A 16,754-nucleotide genomic window follows, 5' to 3' on the forward strand; every position below is an offset into this window, starting at 1 on the left:
GGCGGGGAGGGACGCGGCAGTGGGGATGGGGGCGTGTTTCCGGGCTGGTGGGCTGTGTGGCCGGGGGGCGCTGTCTGCCTCCCTGGCCTCCCTGTCGGGGGTGTTTGTGCTGTTGAGGGTGGGGAGGCAGGGGCAGGGAGGCGGGTAGGGAGTTCTCCCTGTCTGCCTGGTGGCTCCCTGCTGGTCTCCCTGTCACGTCCCTGGGGGGTGCGGGGCGTTCGGCGGGCCGGTTGCGGTGGCGTGGGGAGGGAGCGGGCGGGGGAGCAAACCCCGGTTTTCGGGGGTTCGGCCAGCGGCGGGGGAGATGGTGTTGATCTTCCCCGGGTGGTGTTGTGCCTGGTGAGGGCGGGGAAGGTGGGTGGGGAAGCAGGAGGGGATTTTCCCCCCGGTTCGGGTGCTTCCCCACCTGCTTCCCCGTGTTCTTCCCCGCTGTGTGCGGGGTGGTGTCAGGCGGCTGGCTGGCGGCTGAGCCGTTGGGTGAAGGTGGTGAGGGCGTCGTGAGGGACGCGGCGGAGGCGTCCGATGCGGACGGTGTGGATGTCGCCGGTCTTGATGAGCGCGTACATGCGGGTGCGGCTGATGGACAGTTGCGCGGCGGCCGCTTCGACGGTGTGCAGGACGCGGGCGGCGGGGGTAGTGGTGTCCACTGTGGAGATTCCTTCCGGTCGGTGCGGGCGGGGGTGTCGAGCGGTCCGGCGGGTGGTGCGGCCCGGGGAACGCGGCGGGGTGCCGCTAGGTGCTAGGGCGCTGGTGGTGGCGGGTGCGGGCCGCTAGTGGGGGTGCTAGGTCTAGCGGGGCGGGCCGCTAGGTCTAGCGGCTCCTGCGCGCTCTCCCCGGCCCGGCACGCGGGGGGCGGGGTAGGGGTGGAGAGTGACAGGTCAGGGGCGGTGTCACGAGTCGTGACAGGTGCGTGACACCGGTCGTGACAGGGGACGTGACACTCGCGTGAGGGGTGCCGTGACAGTCGCGTGACAAGATCATCCGGGGTTCTCCTGGTTCTCTACGCGCAGCCGCGCGCGGGAAGCGGTCGGGCGGGGTGCCCAGGGCTTGTTCGGGGCGGTTTTCGCGGGCCGGCGGGAGGGGGTCCCGTGGGTCCCGTTGGCGGTGTTCGTGCTGGTCGGGGCGCGGGAGTCCGGTACGGGACCGGGGCGGGACTAGTCCCGTACCGGGGGCGGGGGTCCCGTGCGGGGTCCCGCGTGTCCGGTGGCGGGGCTGACGAACTTGACGAACTAACGAACTATGGGTGTGACCTGGGGTTTTGTCGGGGGGTTAGTTCGTCGTGACGAACTAAGGTGTTCGGGTTTGTGCTGGTGGCGGGCATAGTTCGTTAGTTCGTCAGGTTCGTCGTGGCGGTGTAGATCTCGGTTGGTCGTCCGGTGGTGCGTCGGGTGGTGCGGGTGACGCGACCGGCGTCGACCAGGCGGGCGAGAAGGGCGTCGGGGTCGATGCCGCGTCGTTTGGCGTTGCCCTGGTAGTGGTCGGTGGTCACGTCCCTCTTCGTGCGGCCCTGCGGCCCGGCGGCGGTGATGTAGGCGAGCAGGGCGGTCAGCGCGGTGTCGGGGCGCAGGATCGCTTGGGCGGAGGCGATGCTGTAGCGCACGAGTGCGGCGGCGGCGTGCAGGTGGTGGGTGGTGATGTGGGGGGTGCGGTCGAGTGCGGCGTAGGTGGCGGCGATGCGCAGGCAGTTGGGCACGGCCCGGGAAGTGAACTGGGCAAGCACGGGGTCACCGTCCCCGTCGGATCCGGGGCCGCCGAACTCCAGGTAGAACCGTTGCCAGGTCTGGATGGCGTCGGGGGCGATCTGGATGCGGTCCAGGCGTGAGCCTGCGGTGAGTCGGTCGGCCAGGGCGGCGCCGAACTGGAGCAGGAGGGTGTGGTCGACGGGTTCGGGGATGGGCAGGAACTTGGATTGGGCGACGGCGACGGGCAGGAAGCGGTTGTAGGTGCCGCCTGCCATGTCGGTGGCGGAGACTTTGGCGGAGAACTCCTGGGGGGTGATGTGGGCGACGATGCCGATGTGGGTGTCGCGGGCGGTGCGGGCGTCGACGTTCAGGGTGGACAGGTCCCCGCCTTCCCAGGCGGCGCGCAGGGTGGCGGACAGCGTGTTGCCCTCACGCTTCATGCGCGCCATGACCGACGCCCATTCGGATTCGAAGGCCAGTAGCCGTGTGTCGCCTGCCGGGAGCAGCCCGCCGGGCTTCCCCTTGCCTTTGGCCTTGGCTGTCGGTCGGTCGTCGTCGGTGGCGAACACGGCGGCCAGTCCCTCGCCGGAGGACAGCCCGGATTTGATGTTCTCGTTGACGAAGGCGGGGATGGCGTGGGCGAGCACGGCGCGGGCGACGTTGAACCCGGTGCCTTTTCGCCCGGTGCTGGTGTGGCCGATGACGATGGGCCAGGTGAGCAGGGGGTGGCGTTCGAACCCGCCGACGACCACGTGCGGTCCGGATCCCATCGCCGTGCCCGAGGCGGCCAGCAGGGTGGCCAGGACGTTGACGGGGTCGGCCTCGGTGAACGGGTCCAGGTGGGTGGCCACCTGGCCGAGGAAGGTGGTGAACACCGCCGGATCGGCCTGCGGGAGCCACTGCCGCATCTGTGCCACCTGACCGGCCATATCCATGGGGTCGGTGACGGAAGCGCTGAGCTCGCGCTCTGCGGTTGCGTCACCGGTGACGCAAGCGTCCTGGTCGCTTCCGTCACCACCGTGGACAGGGGCCGGGACGGGGTAGAGCCTGCGACCCGGCCCGGCCGGGGTGGTGGGGTCGGGTGGGTTCGGTCGGGGCGTGCTCACGGTTCCTCCGGGACGGGCGGGGGTCAGGCGGTGGCCGCGAGCACGCGGCGGGCAGTCAGGCGGGCATCGTTCAGCAGCTGCGGGAGCGCGAGGGTGCCCGCCTGTTCGGCCGCCAGCACCAGGGCGGTGACCTCCGGGACGCGGAACAGCGGGTCCGCGATGACCCCGGCGACGACGCGGGCGAGCCCGGCGGGCCCCAACCGGTGCCACTGGGCCTGGGTGTAGGGCAGCAGGTAGAGCACGGCCGCCACCGTGTCCACGGTGGGTGACCCGCCGTCCAGGGCGGTTCGGGGGCTGTTCGTACGCACGGCGGAAGTCCTTTCGCGGGCGCCCGCGAACCCGGGTTCGCGGGCGGGATGAACTGGGGAATGAGGTGTCACGTCCCCGCTCGTCCCCGCCGGGCGGGAGGCGGCTGGAACAGTGGGGGGGCGAGAAGGGCGCGTGCCCCCACTGCTACAGCCGCTTTTGTGCTCTCCGAGCCCGGCTGTAGTCGACGACGAGGCGGGTGTGCCCCCTCGGTTCCAGCCGGGCGGGAGACGGCTGGAACCGGAAGGGGCGGGGTGGGTTCAGCGGCGGAGGCGGTCTCGGGCGCGGGTGCCGTGCCACAGGTCGACCGCCAGTACCGCGCACATCGGGTCGCGGGTGTCACGGCCGCGTACGGCGTCGATACCGAGTCGGTCCACCGCGTCCAGCACCAACGCCGCGATCGCGGGCACGTCCGCGCCCGGATCGACCGGGACACCGGACAACTCCAGCGCGATGGCCGCCTCGCGACAGGACAGCACCACCGGAGCCTGTCCCTCACCGGCCAGCACGACCCGATCCCGGCCCAGACAAGACACCACGACCTGCCCCCGGTCCCGGGCGGACGGACGCCCCACTAGCCCCCTGGCCGCTAGTGGGGCGGCAGCGGCCGGACGGTCCAGGGTGCGGGTCATCGCGCACCCACCAGGTGCAACCGGGCCGCACGCGCGGGCTGAGGGGCGGGGTCGCCGTAGAGGCGGTCCACCAGGGCGAACAGGCGTTCGGCGATGTCGGCTGGCGGGGCGCCGTGTCCGCCGTTGACGATCGCGCACCGGGCATCGGCGATCTCGGTACCCGCGACCGCGACCAGGCACTCGCACACGATCCGATGGGTGTACCCGGGATCGGTCTCGAACGGCTCCAGACCCCGGTCCCAGTCCCCTCCGTCCCGGATGGTCTCCCACAACAACGCCACCACATCCAACCTCGACAACGACACCGTCAAGGCCACCGTCACCGTCGCCGGATCCCGCGCACCCTCCCGAGGTCCCGAGATGAACTCCACCGGCCCGGAAACACTGCCCCGACCGGTACGGATCTCTCCCCGGGCCATCGCACCCGAAGCGTGCGGGTAACGGATCATCGGGTCACCCCCGTGGTGGTCGTGGCGGTGTAGGCGTCGCTGAGTTCCCGCGTCGCGGGGTGACGGCGGCAGGCGTACATCTCGCTGCCGTCCGGGGACTGGCCCACCGCGAAGTGCTCGACGTCGAACCCGCCGGACTGCACGTAGCTCAGGCCGCACAGCACGCACGCCTGCCCGTGCACCTGCGACTCGGTCAGCCCCTCGAACACCAGCGGCCCCCCGGCGGCTTGTGGGGCGGTAGTGGCCGGGCGGCCCGGAATGCGGGTCACGTCCCCCTCGTCAACAGCGGAAACCGACTCGCCCGCCACCACAAACGCCTGGTAGGCGTCCTCACCACACGCGTCGAGAAACACCGCCAGCGCTTCGGCCGTGATGCGTACCACCCTGCCGATCCGGACGGCATCTAGACGACCGTCACCGATAGCGCGGTAGATCGTGTGCGGCGACACGTCGAGCATCTCGGCCACTGCCTTGACCCGGTACAACGCGTTACGCTGGTACTGCATCGTGACTCCCAAGGTTCGATGCGTCGCCCCGCCCGGTGTTGCACCACCGGGCGGGGTTTGCCACTTCACGGCTCCAGTACTTCAGTACTGAGGTACTGGAGTAGACGCTAGCGCACGCGAGAGACGAGCGCAATACCTCAGTACTGAGGTGAGTAGAGTGGGCGCATGAGCATCAACCCTGCCGACCCGCGCACCCCAGCGGAGCAGATTGCAGATCAACTGCGTGACCAGATCGGCACGGGGGCATTGCCGCCAGGGGCGCGCCTTCCCTCCGAGCGTCAGCTGGCAGAGCGCTATGGCGTGAGCACCACTACAGCGGTCCGAGCGATCGAGCGCCTTAGAGACGAGGGCCTGGTGGTAAGCCGCCCGGGGGCAGGGAGGTTCGTGAGAGTGCCCCGGCAGCTGGTCCGTGTGGGATCAGACAGGTATGCACGTTGGCGTCGTGACGCCGGGAAGGCGCCGTTTCAAGCCGAGATGGAAGACGCGGGAATCGAGTGGCGGCAGGAGATCTTGGAGCTTGCCGAGGTACCAGCCGATGACGTGGTCGCGCATTGGCTGAATGTTGAGCCAGGAACCCCCGTTTGGGTACGTCGGCGACGAACCTGGGCCGAGGGAGAACCGACCCAGTTGGCCGATTCATTCTATCGTCTGGAAGTCGTTTCCGGGACCGCGATCCAACAGGAGAACACCGGGCCAGGCGGGGGGCATGCGCGGTTGGAAGAACAAGGCTACCGGATTTCGCGTTTTCGCGAGGAAATCAGAGTTCGGATGCCTTCGGCGCAGGAGTCACATGATCTTCACCTTGCTGGCGGCACGCCAGTTGCGGAGCTACACAGGATCACCTATAGCGAATCGGGAGAGGTAGTAGAGTTCTTTCGATCTGTTATGGCTGGCGACAGACACATTTTCGGATACGAATTCGAGGCACCCGAATGACCTTTTTTGTATCATTCGCGACAGTCCCAACACCTGGCGGGTTGAACGAGGACTACGTTGCCGTCGGCCCTGACTGGGCACTGGTGCTCGACGGCGCCACGGCGCCGACCGGGATCGAAAGTGGCTGCATTCATAATGTGCCATGGCTGGTGGGCAATCTTGCAAGCTGCCTGGCTTCACGGTTGTGTACTGAGTCTTCCGACTTGGCCGATATCCTCGCATCCGCGATAGAGGAGACCACGTCACGCCATGCCGACACCTGCGATACCCGAAATCCCGCCAGCCCCTCGTCAACCGTGGCAATGGCGCGATACGATGGCTCCACGATTGAGTATCTGACTTTGGCGGATAGCCCCATCGTTGTAGGCGCACACAATGGGCGGGCTCATGCGATCGTAGATGACCGAACGGCACACTTGCCTAGCTACAAGCCCGAGGATGTACGTGCAGCGCGAAATAGTCCGGGCGGATTCTGGGTTGCCAGCACAGTTCCGGACGCCGCATACCAGGCGGTTGTTGGCACATTGCGAACAGCGGACGTGTCCAGGCTGGCAATCCTAAGTGATGGCAGCGCACGTTATGTTGACCGGTTTGGATTGTCCGACTGGTCCGGACTCTTGAATGTAATGGAAATGTCCGGCCCCGGCGAGTTGATTGAACGCGTGCGTGCAGCCGAGATGCTCGAAACCGAGGATGACCGGCGGACGCGCAAGCTACGCGGGAAAGTGCATGACGATGCCACCGCAGTGCTGTTGCTGCCAGTGGCGAAGGGCGCAGGCACGGCCCAACGTGTTCACGGCTAGGCCTGAGTCCCGAGGGGACGTGACCAGTTGCGGTGACACCGTCTACGCCAGAGGACACCACGCACTGTCGCGCGTTAGCACTCGGCTCCAAGGGCTCAATCGGGGGCTCAGTCCCGACCGGTTCAGCCTGTCTCACTTGTTGCTGGGGTAGCCCTGATCAGCCTGTTCGGCGATACAGGACAGCGTGGAACGTGGGATTCCAGAATTGGAAATCGTGTTGGGTGTTAAAACCCTCGCGGGTTCAAATCCCGCATCCTCCGCAAGGTGGCCAAACGCCTGTCGCTCGGTATTTCCGGCGGCGGGCGTTTCGCCTTTTCCAGAGGGTGTCAGCCAGCGACGCGGCGGTGTGGGTGCAGGTCGGCCAGGTCGGCGGCGGCGATGCCCGCGCCCCAGCCTGCCGGGTCGGTGGCGGTGGTGCGGCGGGTGCGGACGCCGGGGAAGAGAGTGGTGAAGGTGCTGTCGACTGCCTGTTGTCGGGCGGCGAGCACCGGGACTAACTCGGTCGACCGGGGGCGGACCTGGTCGCCTGCCTCGGTCAGGCGTTGGCGGACACGGTGGGCGTACGCGACCAGGAACGCGTGGCGGTAGGCACGGCCGGAGCCTGCGGCGTGGGTGAGTGCGCGGGTGGACTGGACCAGCAGCGAGGTGGCCAGCAGGTCGGTGATCTCCAGGTCGGTCTCGTGGCCGACCAGACCGACGCAGCCCAGGCGCGGGTAGAAGACCGTGCGGCAGCGGTTGGCGCTCGCGACGGCGTCGACCAGTTGGGCCTTGGGGGTCAGGTACGGGCCGCGCAGCCAGAGCCGCCGAGCCGCCGCCTCCTGCGGCTCGGCGGCCGTGACCACGGCCTGTTCGAAGGCGTAGCGGGACATCAGCTCCTGCGCCTTGGCCGACAGTGCCTCCGCCTCGGCCGGGAACGCGGTCGACTCCGCCTTTGCCAGCAGCCCGCGCACGCGGGCCAGCACCCGGCGGTCGACGCCCGCGGTGGCGGTGGCGGCCGCGGGGTCCGTCGGGCCGGGGACGAGCATGGGCAGCTGCGGCAGCGCCATCAGTTCGGCGATCAACGCCACGACCTGGTGCAGAGACTTCTCGATCGACCCCATGAGCAGCGGGCCTGCGGCCAACTCGGTCAGCTGGGTCCGCCACACGGGATGCAGCCGGGGCTCCGGATAACGGGCACACTGCGCGGCCACCGCCCGGGTAGCCAGCGCGGTCAGCGGGCGGGACACCGCGGTCACGACCTCGCCGGGCTGCCACCCGCGTTGCCACAGCAGCTCCACCGCCCGCCCCAACGCGGACTCGGCGGCAGCTGACGCGATCTCCGGCCCCAGCGCGGCGACCGAACGCGCTCGATCGAGGGCCGCGGCCATGTCGCCGAGTGCGGCGGCCTCGGTCAGCCGGGCGGCCAGCAGGGCCACGGAGTCAACCATGCGCGACAACCCCTCATCGATCATATGTTCGCATGGGGTCATAGTGCACGGCCGCGTCGGCAGCCGCGCGGCAACCCTGGTAGCAAACGTTTGCGGCCCCGGTCGGGTCCACAACGAGTCGAGCGGGTGGTGCACTCGGCACCACCCGCTCGACTCGTGACGACCTTAGTCCTCTTCGGCGGCCGCGTGATCGGGCCTACCCGGGTTCGGGTCGCGCGACAGGTCGATCAGCGGGTGCCGCTCCGCACCCTCCGGTGCCGCGTGCCTTCCGGTCCCCTCCGGACGCTCATCGGGCTCGGTCACGACGTTTCTCCTTCACTCCCCTGTGTACAGCGCGTCCGAGATTACCCCCGGTGCGCACGCACCCATGCGGCAATACCGTCCGCGGTGATCGGAAGCGCATCGGAGATGACCTCCGCGCCACTCTCGGTGACCACCAGATCGTCCTCGATGCGCACCCCGATACCGCGCAGCTCCGGCGGCACGGTCAGGTCGTTCGGGTGGAAGTACAGGCCGGGCTCGACGGTCAACGCCATGCCGACCTCCAGCGTGCCCTCGTGGTACGCCTCGGCACTCGCCCGCGCGCAGTCGTGCACATCCATGCCGAGGAAGTGCCCCACTCCGCAGACGATGTAACGCCGATGGTGCTGTCCGTCCATTTCGAGTGCTTTGTCGACGGAGCCGGGCAGCATCCCCCAGTCGTGCAGCCCCTCGGCGAGCACGCGCATGGCGGCGTTGTGGAAGGCGCTGTAGTCGCGGCCGGGCCGGATCTCGGCCATACCGGCGAGGTGCGCGTCGTAGACGAGGTCGTAGACGCGACGCTGCGCGGCGCTGAACTCGCCGGAGACGGGGAACGTGCGGGTGACGTCGGCGGTGTAGAGGGTGCTCACCTCGACGCCTGCGTCCAGGAGAAGAACACCGTCCTCCGGCACCTGGCCATCGCACCGAGTCCAATGCAGAACGGGCGCGTGCTCCCCAGCGGCGACAATCGAGGCATAGCCGGGACCGTTGCCGAGCGTGCGGGCGCGCCGGTCGAACGTGCCCTGGAGCCAACGCTCACCGCCGCCGCGCACGGCCTCGCCCAGTTCTCGCGCCACATCGGCAAACCCGAGCACGGTGGCATCGACAGCTGCACGGAGCTGTCCGATCTCCCAGTCGTCTTTGATCCGACGCAACTCGGCGAGCGTGCGCCGCAACTCGGAACTATGCGCACCGACGAGTGAGTCGAGGTAAGGGTCGACGCCCTTGGCGGCATGCACCTCGGGAAGCTGCCCGCGCAGCAGCCGAGGCAGGTCTTCGAGTGGACGACACTCGATGCCCAACGCCTCGGACCACTCGTCGAGACCGGGCGCGGCACCGATCCACAGCTCACCATCGCGCGCGTTCGCGAAGAAGTCGGCCTCGCCGGGACCCGCGGGCTTGCGGAGATGCAGGACGGCGTCGTGGCTGTGGCCGTCGGGGGTCATGACGAGGACGGCACCTTCGGCGTAACAGCCGGTCAACCAGGCGAAGTCACTGTCGGCACGGAACTCGTAGTCGGTGTCGTTGGACCGCACCGGCGCCCAACCCGCCGCCAACGCCAACCGCCGCCCCGGAAACGCCGCCGACAACCTGGCCCGGTGCGCGGCAGCCGCGTCGGCCGCCCCCTGCACGGCCCGCACCCGCCGATCCGCGGGCCCCCAGTCGTCACGCACGAACTCACGGAACCCTTCGGCTTCCACCAACTTCGACGGATCACGCCGAGCCGGGCGGTCGCTCATCCTGGACACCCTCTTTCACCTGGTAGGCACGTGCACCTGCCTACCGAGGGTATAGCCGGGAGAACGAAGAACGCCCCCGACGACAGGCCAGGGGCGTTCACTGTGTGTGGGATCAACCGCGCGCGAGCCGCTCACCCTTCACGGCAAGCACCAGCCGCCGCGCATCCACGGCGAGTTCGGGTCCATCCACATTCTTGGAGTCACGCACGGCGTCCAGCGTGCGGAACAGCTCTACACAATGGTCGGGACGAACACGCATGTGACCTGTCGTCATGGCTGGGCGAGATAGACGCGCGGGCCGCCCGGGAGGAAGCATCCCGGAAACAGAACACCCCTGGATGAGTTCATCCAGGGGTGTGCATGGCGGTGGCGGTGGGATTTGAACCCACGGACGGGGTGAACCGTCACGCGCTTTCGAGGCGCGCTCCTTCGGCCGCTCGGACACGCCACCGCGAGAGAGAGTACAGAGGTGGGGTGGGTGGGCCAAAACGGACCCCCTGATCATGGGCGAGCCCGCCTCCCAGGGGATAGGAGGCGGGCTCGGTGACAAGGAGCGGGTGCTCGCGAAGTCAGTGGTCGCCGCGGAGGCGGTCCTTTGCGTCGTGAACGGCGCCCGCGGCCTTGTCGCGGAGGTCGTGACCGGCTTCCTTGGCTTCGCCGTGGAGCTGGTCGGCCTTGCCGGAGTTCTCCAGGTCCTCGTTGCCGGTGGCGCGGCCGAGCTTCTCCTTGGCCTCGCCCGCGAGCTGTTCGGCCTTGTCCTTGACCTTGTCGAAGACGCTCATCGGCACTCCTCCCTCTCGTGTGCTCGAAGCAGGAGTGACCGGTGCGGCCCGACAATCAACGTGAATGTGACGCGCGTCACAAAGACCGGCGGTGGGTGAAGAACTCGTCCAGCAGGGCCGCGCATTCGGGTTCCAGGATGCCGCCGTAGACCTCGGGGCGGTGGGTCAGGCGGCGGTCCCGGACCACGTCCCACAATGAGCCAACAGCGCCGGTCTTCGGCTCCCACGCACCGAACACGATGCGGGCGACTCGGGACAAAACCGCTGCTCCGGCGCACATCGTGCACGGTTCGACGGTCACCGCGAGGGTGCAGCCGACCAGCCGCCAACCGTCACCCAGACGGGCGGCGGCGGCGCGCAGGGCCAGGATTTCCGCGTGTGCGGTGGGGTCGCCGAGGGCCTCGCGGGAGTTGTGCGCGGAGGCCAGTTCCGCACCGTCCGGACCGAACACGACGGCGCCGATCGGGACGTCCCCGGACTCCTCCGCGCGACGGGCCGCCGCCAGTGCGGCGCGGACCATCCCGTCCGGGTTCACTGCAGGATCGTGTCCAGGTGCTTGGTGAACTCGGCCGCGAAGCCGAGCCGCTGGGCGATCATCTGCAGCTGCTCGTCCGGGTACAGGTCGGTCTCGTCGATGATCACCTGCAGCTCCGGCGCGGGCAGCCCGAGATCGGCGAGGATGTCCAGCGACCCCTCCGGCCACAGCTCCTCGTCGTCCTCCGGCGGGTCGACGCGCAGCACGTCCAGCGCGTCGGCGGCGATGTCGTAGTCGAGCGCGGCGGCCGCGTCCGACAGCAGCAGCGAGACCCCACCCGGGCTCGGCCGCAGCAGCAGGAAGAACTCGTCGTCGATGGCCAACAATCCGAATACCGCGCCCGTCGAACGGGTCTTGCGCAGCTCGGTGATCGCCGCGTCGAGCTCCCGCAGCGCGGTGACGTCCATGGGCGCGCACCGCCATTTGCCGTCCTCGCGGACGACCGCAACCCCGAAGCCCGGTACCGGCTCCTGTCCCGACATGCACACACCGTATTCCGCCGTGAGGTCACCCGGAAGAAGCAGTCCCCCATACCGACGCGTGATGACACTATCGAGAAATGACGACACAGGCGCTGCCCACCTCCACGCTGGCGGGTGATCCCCGGCTCAGCGGTCTCCTTGACGCCGCACACAGTCTCCAACCGAAGACTGTCGCGTTGCGCAGGCAGCTGCACAGACACCCCGAGCAGGGGCTGGCGGTGCCCCGGTCACAGGCAGCCGTGCTGGACGCGCTGGACGGCCTCGACCTGCGCCTACACAAGGGCACCGCGGTGGGCTCGGTCGTCGGCGTACTGGAGGGCGCGCGCCCCGGCCCCGCCGTCCTGCTGCGCGGCGACATGGACGCGCTCCCGCTCCAGGAGGACACCGGTCTGGAGTTCGCGTCCGAGGTCGACGGGACCATGCACGCCTGCGGGCACGACACGCACGTGGCGATGCTGGCCTCCGCCGCCCGGCTGCTCGCGGGCAGGCGCGACGAGCTGGCCGGGTCCGTGGTGTTCATGTTCCAGCCCGGCGAGGAAGGCCACTACGGCGCCAAGTTCATGCTGGACGAGGGCGTGCTGGACGCCGCGGGCCAGCCGGTCGAACGGGCGCTGGCGCTGCACATCACCTCCAAGGAGGCCTCCGGCGTGCTGCGCTGCAGGCCGGGCCCGATGATGGCGAGCGCGAACTCCTTCACCGCGCGGGTCACCGGCCGCGGCGGGCACGCCTCGACCCCCGCCGACGCGCTCGACCCGGTGCCCGCCGCGGCGGCCATGGTGGGCGCGCTGCAGACCGCGGTCACCCGGCGGATCAGCGTGTTCGAGCCGGTGGTGGTCACCATCGCGCGGATCACCGCGGGCACCACGTCCAACATCATCCCGGAGACGGCCGAGCTGGAGGGCACGCTGCGGGCGGTGTCCGAGGCCTCGCGCAAGACGATGCTGGCCGAGATCCCCCGGATCTGCGAGCACGTCGCGGCCGCGCACGGCTGCACGGTCGAGTTCACCGTGGACGCGGGCTACCCGGTGACGATCAACGACGACGACGTGGCCGCCCGGCTGCACGACATCGCCACCGCCGCGTTCGGCGCCAACCACATCGGCCTGATGCCGAACCCGCTGATGGGCGCCGAGGACTGGTCCTATGTGCTGCAACGCGTCCCCGGCGTGATGGCCTTCCTGGGCGCCTGCCCGCCCGGCCTTGATCCGGCCGACGCGCCGCCGAACCATTCCAACCGGGTCCAGTTCGACGAGTCGGCGCTGCCCTACGGCGTGGCCACCTACGCCGCCTTCGCGCTGGACGCGCTGCGCTGATCGGGTGATCGATAGGGCACTATCAGAACCATGCGATCGGTGTGCGTGGTGGGGCTCGGGCTCATCGGCGGTTCCGTGCTGCGCGCGGCGGCCGCGGCTGGCCGGACGGTGTTCGGCACCGCGGGCGCGGAGGAGGACGTGCACGGCGCGTTGGCCGACGGGTTCACCGTGGTGGACGTGGATTCCGCGCTGCGCCGGGCCGCGGCCGAGGACGCGTTAGTGGTGATCGCGGTGCCACTGACGGCGGTGGACGCGGTGCTGCGCAAGATCAGCGACCTGGCGCCGGAGTGCGCGCTCACCGACGTGGTCAGCGTGAAGGGCCCGGTGGCCGACGCGGTCGCCCGATACGCGCCGAACACCCGGTTCGCGGGTGGGCACCCGATGGCAGGCAAGTCGGAGTCCGGCTGGCAGGCGAGCACGGCCCGGCTGTTCGCGGACGCGGCCTGGGTGGTCACCGCCGACGAGGACACCGAGCTGCCCGCCTGGCGCGAGGCCGCCCAGCTGGCCCTGGACTGCGGTGCCGCGGTGGTGCCGACGACCTCGTCCGAGCACGACGCGGCGGTGGCCCGGATCTCGCACCTGCCGCACGTGCTGGCCGCGGTGCTGGCGGCGTGCGGCGCGGACGGCGGCCCGCTCGCGATGGCGCTGGCCGCGGGCTCGTTCGCGGACGGCACCCGGGTCGCGAGCAGCCGCCCGGAGCTGGTGCTGGCGATGTGCGAGGGGAACCGGTCGGCGCTGCTGGCCGCGGTGGACGACGCGCTGGGCAAGCTCGGCGCGGCGCGCGGCGCTCTCGCGTCGACCGGCGCGCTCGGCGCCACTGTGCGCGCGGGGCACGTGGGCCGCGCGGCCTACGAGACGCATCGGGCGGCCGCGAACGCGCGCGCGATGGTCGACCTGACCGGCGCGGACCCGTTCGAGGAGCTGCGGCTCATCGGTGCCCAGGGCGGGCGGATCGTCGGTTTCGACGGTGACATGGCCGTCGCCGCACTGCCCGTACTACCCGACTGACCTGGTGCGAACCCGAAATTCGGCCTGCCAGGTATCGGCTCGCTAACGAAGTTGTGAGTCAGGTCTCAACCACCCTTACCTTGAGCGCGTGGATCTCCCCGAGCCGTTACCGGGCCCGGCGCGCCCGAACCGGGCCCGCCGCGCGGTGGCGATCGCGGCGGGGCTGGCGGTGCTCGTCGGGGCCATCCTGGTGTTGCGCACACCGCCGGACGAGTCCAAGCCGACCAGCGCCCCACCCCCGCCCCCGCAGACGACGGTCAAGCAGTACGCGGCGGACAACGTGGTGGTGCCGACGCCCGGTCCGCGGCCGCAGCCGCCGGGCAAGATCGCCGTGCAGCCGGGCGCGCAGCGGCTCCAGCTGCGGTGGGGGGCGAAGGCCACCAACGTGCCGGAGCCGCAGGGCGCCGTCGGATACGAGGTGTCCTGGGGGCGGGCGGGGTCCACCGAGTTCACCCGGCTGGTGGCCCAGCCGTCGATCCAGCTCGACGCGCTGACCGACGGCACCCCCTACGACGTCGCCGTCCGCACGGTCGACTCCTACGGCCAGCGCTCCGAACCCGCCCACACCACCGCCACGCCCGGCGCCGCGCCGGACGCGCAGCCCTACACGTTCGCGGATCACTTCACCTCCCGGGTGATCCCCGATCCGGTCAACTGGCGGATGGCGAGCAACGACTGCGCGCGGGCGACCCGGGGCGAGGGCGAGGACGGCACCCACCTGGTGGTCAGCGGACAGTGCAGCAACGACCCGGCCGTGTTGCGGGCCCGTCCCCCGTTCCGGCTACGCGATACCCCGGTCGATGGCGAGCTGGGCCGGTTGGTGATCGAGACCGACCATCCGAGCATGGGCGGTGAGCTGCAGCTTGACCTGGTCCCGGGGGCCGCGGACGAGATCGCCGGGTCGCCCAACGGGCCGCCACTGCCGGGTGAGCCGGGGCGGGCGGTCGACGATGTGGCGATGCCGCCTGGCGCGATCCGGATCCGGCTCGCCGCCGAGCCGGAGCAGACCCGGGTACAGGTCGTGGTCGCGCCGGGTACGCCCCGGCTGGGCGCGGCGGTGCCGATCGACCAGTCCGCGCCGTGCGCGGAGATCGGCATGTCGGTGCGCTGGGAGGTCGTGTTCCGGGTGGACGGCGTCCGGGTGCTGCGCGACGGGGTCGTGGTCGGCGGCGGCGACGTGGCGCCCGCGTGGCGGGAGGCGACCGCGCTGTTCGGGTTCGTCGGCAACGCCAACGGCCTGTACGCCGGGGTGAGCATGATCGGCTTCGTCGGCGCGCCGACCACGGCACCGGTGCTCGTGGTCCCCCCGCCGGTGGACCCCGGACGGGTGGTGGTCGCCCCGCAGGCCGACCTGGCGACCTCGGCAGGCGGAACCCGGCTGACCGGCAACCAGGGTGCCCAGATCCGGCTGGCGCTCATCCCGCAGAACGCCCCGGGCGAGCCCGCCGACGACACCTACACGGTCGAGATCGGCGGCGCGTCCTTCCCGGCCCGACCCGCCGTGGTGGGCCAGCCGATGATCCGGGGCGTGCACTACCCGATCGTGGTGGACGTGCCCGCGGACTCGCTGGTGTTCGGGCCGGACGGCAGGACGCTGGTGCTGCGCGTGCACGGCCCGCAGCACGAGAAACGCGCGGCCACCCGGGTGGTCAGCGCCTCGGTCGAACTGATCGCGCCGGAGGGCGCCACGTCTCCGCAGTCCGGGGCGGGCACCGAGGCACCGCTACCGCGCCCGCGCCCCGCTTTGGCCCGTCCAGCAGCCACCTTCTACGACGCCGCGGGCAACCCCATCGGCGAGAACACCGAGGTCGCGCGGGGCAGGCTGGTGCTGGAGGTGCGCACCGACGGCGCCGCCGGGCAGCGCGTCAACGGCCGTCTCGCCGGGCTGGCAGGCGTCGAGGTGCGGCTGGACGGCAACCGGATCGCCGGGATCCCGACCACGGTCGACGGCCCCGGCGCGGGCGGGGTGTGGCGGCTGGCGCTGAGCACCACCGGTCTGCCCCCCGGCAAGCACACCACCGAGATCAAGCTGATCAGCGTGGACGGCACCGTCGCCTTCGCCGTCCACTACGCGTCGTTCCAGGTCGCGGGCTAGACGCCGTCCTTGCAAGGACAGCGCCTAGACGCGACTGGCGATGCCGGGGTAGTCGATGACGACGCCCTCGGTGTCGACGGTCAGCTCGGTGGTGAACTCGCCCTGGGTGAAGGCGATCACCGCGCCGGACTCGTTCACCGACACCGTCCGGTAGGTCTGCCGCACCAGCTGGATCTCCAGGTCGGGCAGGGACACCAGGACGACTGGCAGCTCGTGCTCGCCGACCTCCCGGTGCAGGCCGAACCGTCGGATCGGCAGTGAGGCCAGGGTGACCACGCCCGCGACACCAAGGGTGACCGAACCCTCGAAGTCGTCACGCTGGGAGGTGTCGCCGCGGTCGAGCAGCCAGGGCCCGTCCTCGGTGCGGCTCAGTGAGATCTGCCGTTCCTGGGCAGCCGTGGTGGTGCGCAGCAGCAGCCTGCAGGCTTGTTCACCGCGGTCGAGGTAGACGTCGAAGGAGGCGCTGAACGGCTCCGCCTGCACAGCCGGGTCACCGACCGCGATGAGCCTGCCGGACGCGCGCAGGCGGCCGTCGGCGAGCAGCAACCGGACGGACTCCAGCGTGGTGGGCCGGGCGCCCTGCCAGGTGTAAACCGCCGGGTTGCGCAGTCGGGTGCCGCCGTCCGCGACCCGGTCGGTCGTAGCGTCAGTGCTCACGCTGGTCGCCCTTGTGCTGCTCCGCGCCACCCTCCGGCTGCGCGGCGGGCTTGTCCCCGGGCTGCGCGGGCTTGTCCGGGATGAGGTCCTGGATCTTGTCGACGACCGCGTCGACCTGCGACTCGTGGCCGAACTTGCCCTTGACGAACTCGCCCGCTTTCTCGACACCCTCTTCGATCTTGTCCCCGTGCTGCTGGAGCAGGCCTTCCGCCTTGTTCCTCAGCTCGTTGAAGTCGATGCCCACTGGTGCTCCTCACGCGCGATCCGGCTCGTCC

The 16,754-nt window shown here is 70.3% G+C and carries 20 protein-coding genes and 2 tRNA genes; 6 read left to right on the top strand and 16 right to left on the bottom strand.

Annotation, left to right across the window (positions count from 1 at the left end):
- Positions 1 to 446 precede the first annotated feature (446 nt).
- The 6 genes from C503_RS0116730 to C503_RS47310 form a co-directional block, all read right to left on the bottom strand.
- Positions 447 to 647: a helix-turn-helix domain-containing protein gene (locus tag C503_RS0116730; protein WP_018683367.1), complete on the bottom strand. Its 201-nt coding sequence runs from the start codon at positions 645 to 647 to the stop codon at positions 447 to 449.
- A 680-nt stretch (positions 648 to 1,327) separates the two neighbouring features.
- Positions 1,328 to 2,590, bottom strand: coding sequence for a DUF3987 domain-containing protein (locus C503_RS0116735; protein WP_245572501.1), 1,263 nt, complete (start codon positions 2,588 to 2,590; stop codon positions 1,328 to 1,330).
- Positions 2,591 to 2,811: 221 nt separating this feature from the next.
- A complete protein-coding gene (locus C503_RS0116740) occupies positions 2,812 to 3,096 on the bottom strand; it encodes a hypothetical protein (RefSeq protein ID WP_018683369.1) in 285 nt (94 codons plus the stop codon).
- A 258-nt stretch (positions 3,097 to 3,354) separates the two neighbouring features.
- Positions 3,355 to 3,726, bottom strand: a complete 372-nt coding sequence (locus C503_RS0116745; protein ID WP_156893273.1) for a hypothetical protein — start codon at positions 3,724 to 3,726, stop codon at positions 3,355 to 3,357.
- Positions 3,723 to 4,049 carry a hypothetical protein gene (locus tag C503_RS0116750; RefSeq protein WP_018683371.1) on the bottom strand — a complete coding sequence of 109 codons (327 nt, stop codon included), beginning with the start codon at positions 4,047 to 4,049 and terminating at the stop codon, positions 3,723 to 3,725. The genes C503_RS0116745 and C503_RS0116750 overlap by 4 nt, the downstream gene beginning before the upstream one ends.
- A 122-nt stretch (positions 4,050 to 4,171) precedes the next feature.
- Complete coding sequence (locus tag C503_RS47310) at positions 4,172 to 4,681, bottom strand: helix-turn-helix domain-containing protein (RefSeq protein ID WP_018683372.1); 510 nt, start codon at positions 4,679 to 4,681, stop codon at positions 4,172 to 4,174.
- 165 nt (positions 4,682 to 4,846) lie between these two features.
- Here C503_RS47310 and C503_RS44610 point away from each other — a divergent pair, with 165 nt between their 5' ends.
- The 3 genes from C503_RS44610 (at position 4,847) to C503_RS45980 (ending at position 6,680) form a co-directional block, all read left to right on the top strand.
- Entirely contained in the window at positions 4,847 to 5,617 is a 771-nt protein-coding gene (locus C503_RS44610; protein ID WP_084477164.1) for a GntR family transcriptional regulator, read from the top strand.
- Positions 5,618 to 5,658: 41 nt separating this feature from the next.
- Positions 5,659 to 6,420 carry a protein phosphatase 2C domain-containing protein gene (locus C503_RS44615; protein ID WP_245572502.1) on the top strand — a complete coding sequence of 254 codons (762 nt, stop codon included), beginning with the start codon at positions 5,659 to 5,661 and terminating at the stop codon, positions 6,418 to 6,420.
- A 191-nt stretch (positions 6,421 to 6,611) separates the two neighbouring features.
- Positions 6,612 to 6,680 (top strand) — tRNA-OTHER (locus C503_RS45980).
- Between the two features lie 66 nt (positions 6,681 to 6,746).
- On the opposite strand, the gene C503_RS39645 is transcribed toward C503_RS45980, so the two are convergent.
- The 8 genes from C503_RS39645 to C503_RS0116790 form a co-directional block, all read right to left on the bottom strand.
- Positions 6,747 to 7,847 (bottom strand): DUF2786 domain-containing protein, encoded by a 1,101-nt coding sequence (locus C503_RS39645; RefSeq protein ID WP_033400702.1) that lies wholly within the window; start codon positions 7,845 to 7,847, stop codon positions 6,747 to 6,749.
- 165 nt (positions 7,848 to 8,012) lie between these two features.
- Positions 8,013 to 8,150 (bottom strand): hypothetical protein, encoded by a 138-nt coding sequence (locus C503_RS45985; protein ID WP_018683374.1) that lies wholly within the window; start codon positions 8,148 to 8,150, stop codon positions 8,013 to 8,015.
- A gap of 41 nt (positions 8,151 to 8,191) precedes the next feature.
- Positions 8,192 to 9,607 carry an aminopeptidase P family protein gene (locus tag C503_RS0116770; RefSeq protein ID WP_018683375.1) on the bottom strand — a complete coding sequence of 472 codons (1,416 nt, stop codon included), beginning with the start codon at positions 9,605 to 9,607 and terminating at the stop codon, positions 8,192 to 8,194.
- A 112-nt stretch (positions 9,608 to 9,719) separates the two neighbouring features.
- Positions 9,720 to 9,881 (bottom strand): DUF397 domain-containing protein, encoded by a 162-nt coding sequence (locus tag C503_RS44620; RefSeq protein WP_156893274.1) that lies wholly within the window; start codon positions 9,879 to 9,881, stop codon positions 9,720 to 9,722.
- 87 nt (positions 9,882 to 9,968) lie between these two features.
- Positions 9,969 to 10,058 (bottom strand) — tRNA-Ser (locus C503_RS0116775).
- Positions 10,059 to 10,176: 118 nt separating this feature from the next.
- On the bottom strand, positions 10,177 to 10,389 hold the full coding sequence (locus C503_RS0116780; protein ID WP_018683376.1) for a CsbD family protein: 213 nt from the start codon (positions 10,387 to 10,389) through the stop codon (positions 10,177 to 10,179).
- A 76-nt stretch (positions 10,390 to 10,465) separates the two neighbouring features.
- Positions 10,466 to 10,909: a nucleoside deaminase gene (locus tag C503_RS0116785; protein WP_084477174.1), complete on the bottom strand. Its 444-nt coding sequence runs from the start codon at positions 10,907 to 10,909 to the stop codon at positions 10,466 to 10,468.
- Between the two features lie 11 nt (positions 10,910 to 10,920).
- On the bottom strand, positions 10,921 to 11,406 hold the full coding sequence (locus C503_RS0116790) for a tRNA adenosine deaminase-associated protein (protein ID WP_018683378.1): 486 nt from the start codon (positions 11,404 to 11,406) through the stop codon (positions 10,921 to 10,923).
- Positions 11,407 to 11,483: 77 nt separating this feature from the next.
- Between C503_RS0116790 and C503_RS0116795 the strand changes: the two genes are divergently transcribed.
- From C503_RS0116795 to C503_RS0116805, 3 genes are all read left to right on the top strand, one after another.
- On the top strand, positions 11,484 to 12,719 hold the full coding sequence (locus tag C503_RS0116795; protein ID WP_018683379.1) for a M20 metallopeptidase family protein: 1,236 nt from the start codon (positions 11,484 to 11,486) through the stop codon (positions 12,717 to 12,719).
- A gap of 30 nt (positions 12,720 to 12,749) precedes the next feature.
- Positions 12,750 to 13,727, top strand: coding sequence for a prephenate dehydrogenase (locus tag C503_RS0116800; RefSeq protein ID WP_018683380.1), 978 nt, complete (start codon positions 12,750 to 12,752; stop codon positions 13,725 to 13,727).
- An 88-nt stretch (positions 13,728 to 13,815) separates the two neighbouring features.
- A complete protein-coding gene (locus C503_RS0116805) occupies positions 13,816 to 15,822 on the top strand; it encodes a hypothetical protein (RefSeq protein ID WP_018683381.1) in 2,007 nt (668 codons plus the stop codon).
- Positions 15,823 to 15,846: 24 nt separating this feature from the next.
- Here C503_RS0116805 and C503_RS0116810 read toward each other — a convergent pair whose 3' ends face one another.
- Positions 15,847 to 16,479 (bottom strand): putative glycolipid-binding domain-containing protein, encoded by a 633-nt coding sequence (locus tag C503_RS0116810; RefSeq protein WP_018683382.1) that lies wholly within the window; start codon positions 16,477 to 16,479, stop codon positions 15,847 to 15,849.
- Positions 16,469 to 16,723, bottom strand: coding sequence for an antitoxin (locus C503_RS0116815; protein WP_018683383.1), 255 nt, complete (start codon positions 16,721 to 16,723; stop codon positions 16,469 to 16,471). Before C503_RS0116815 ends, C503_RS0116810 begins: the two co-directional genes overlap by 11 nt.
- Between the last annotated feature and the right edge of the window lie 31 nt (positions 16,724 to 16,754).

Origin of the sequence: Actinokineospora enzanensis DSM 44649 (genome assembly GCF_000374445.1) — a bacterium.
Lineage (GTDB): Bacteria > Actinomycetota > Actinomycetes > Mycobacteriales > Pseudonocardiaceae > Actinokineospora > Actinokineospora enzanensis.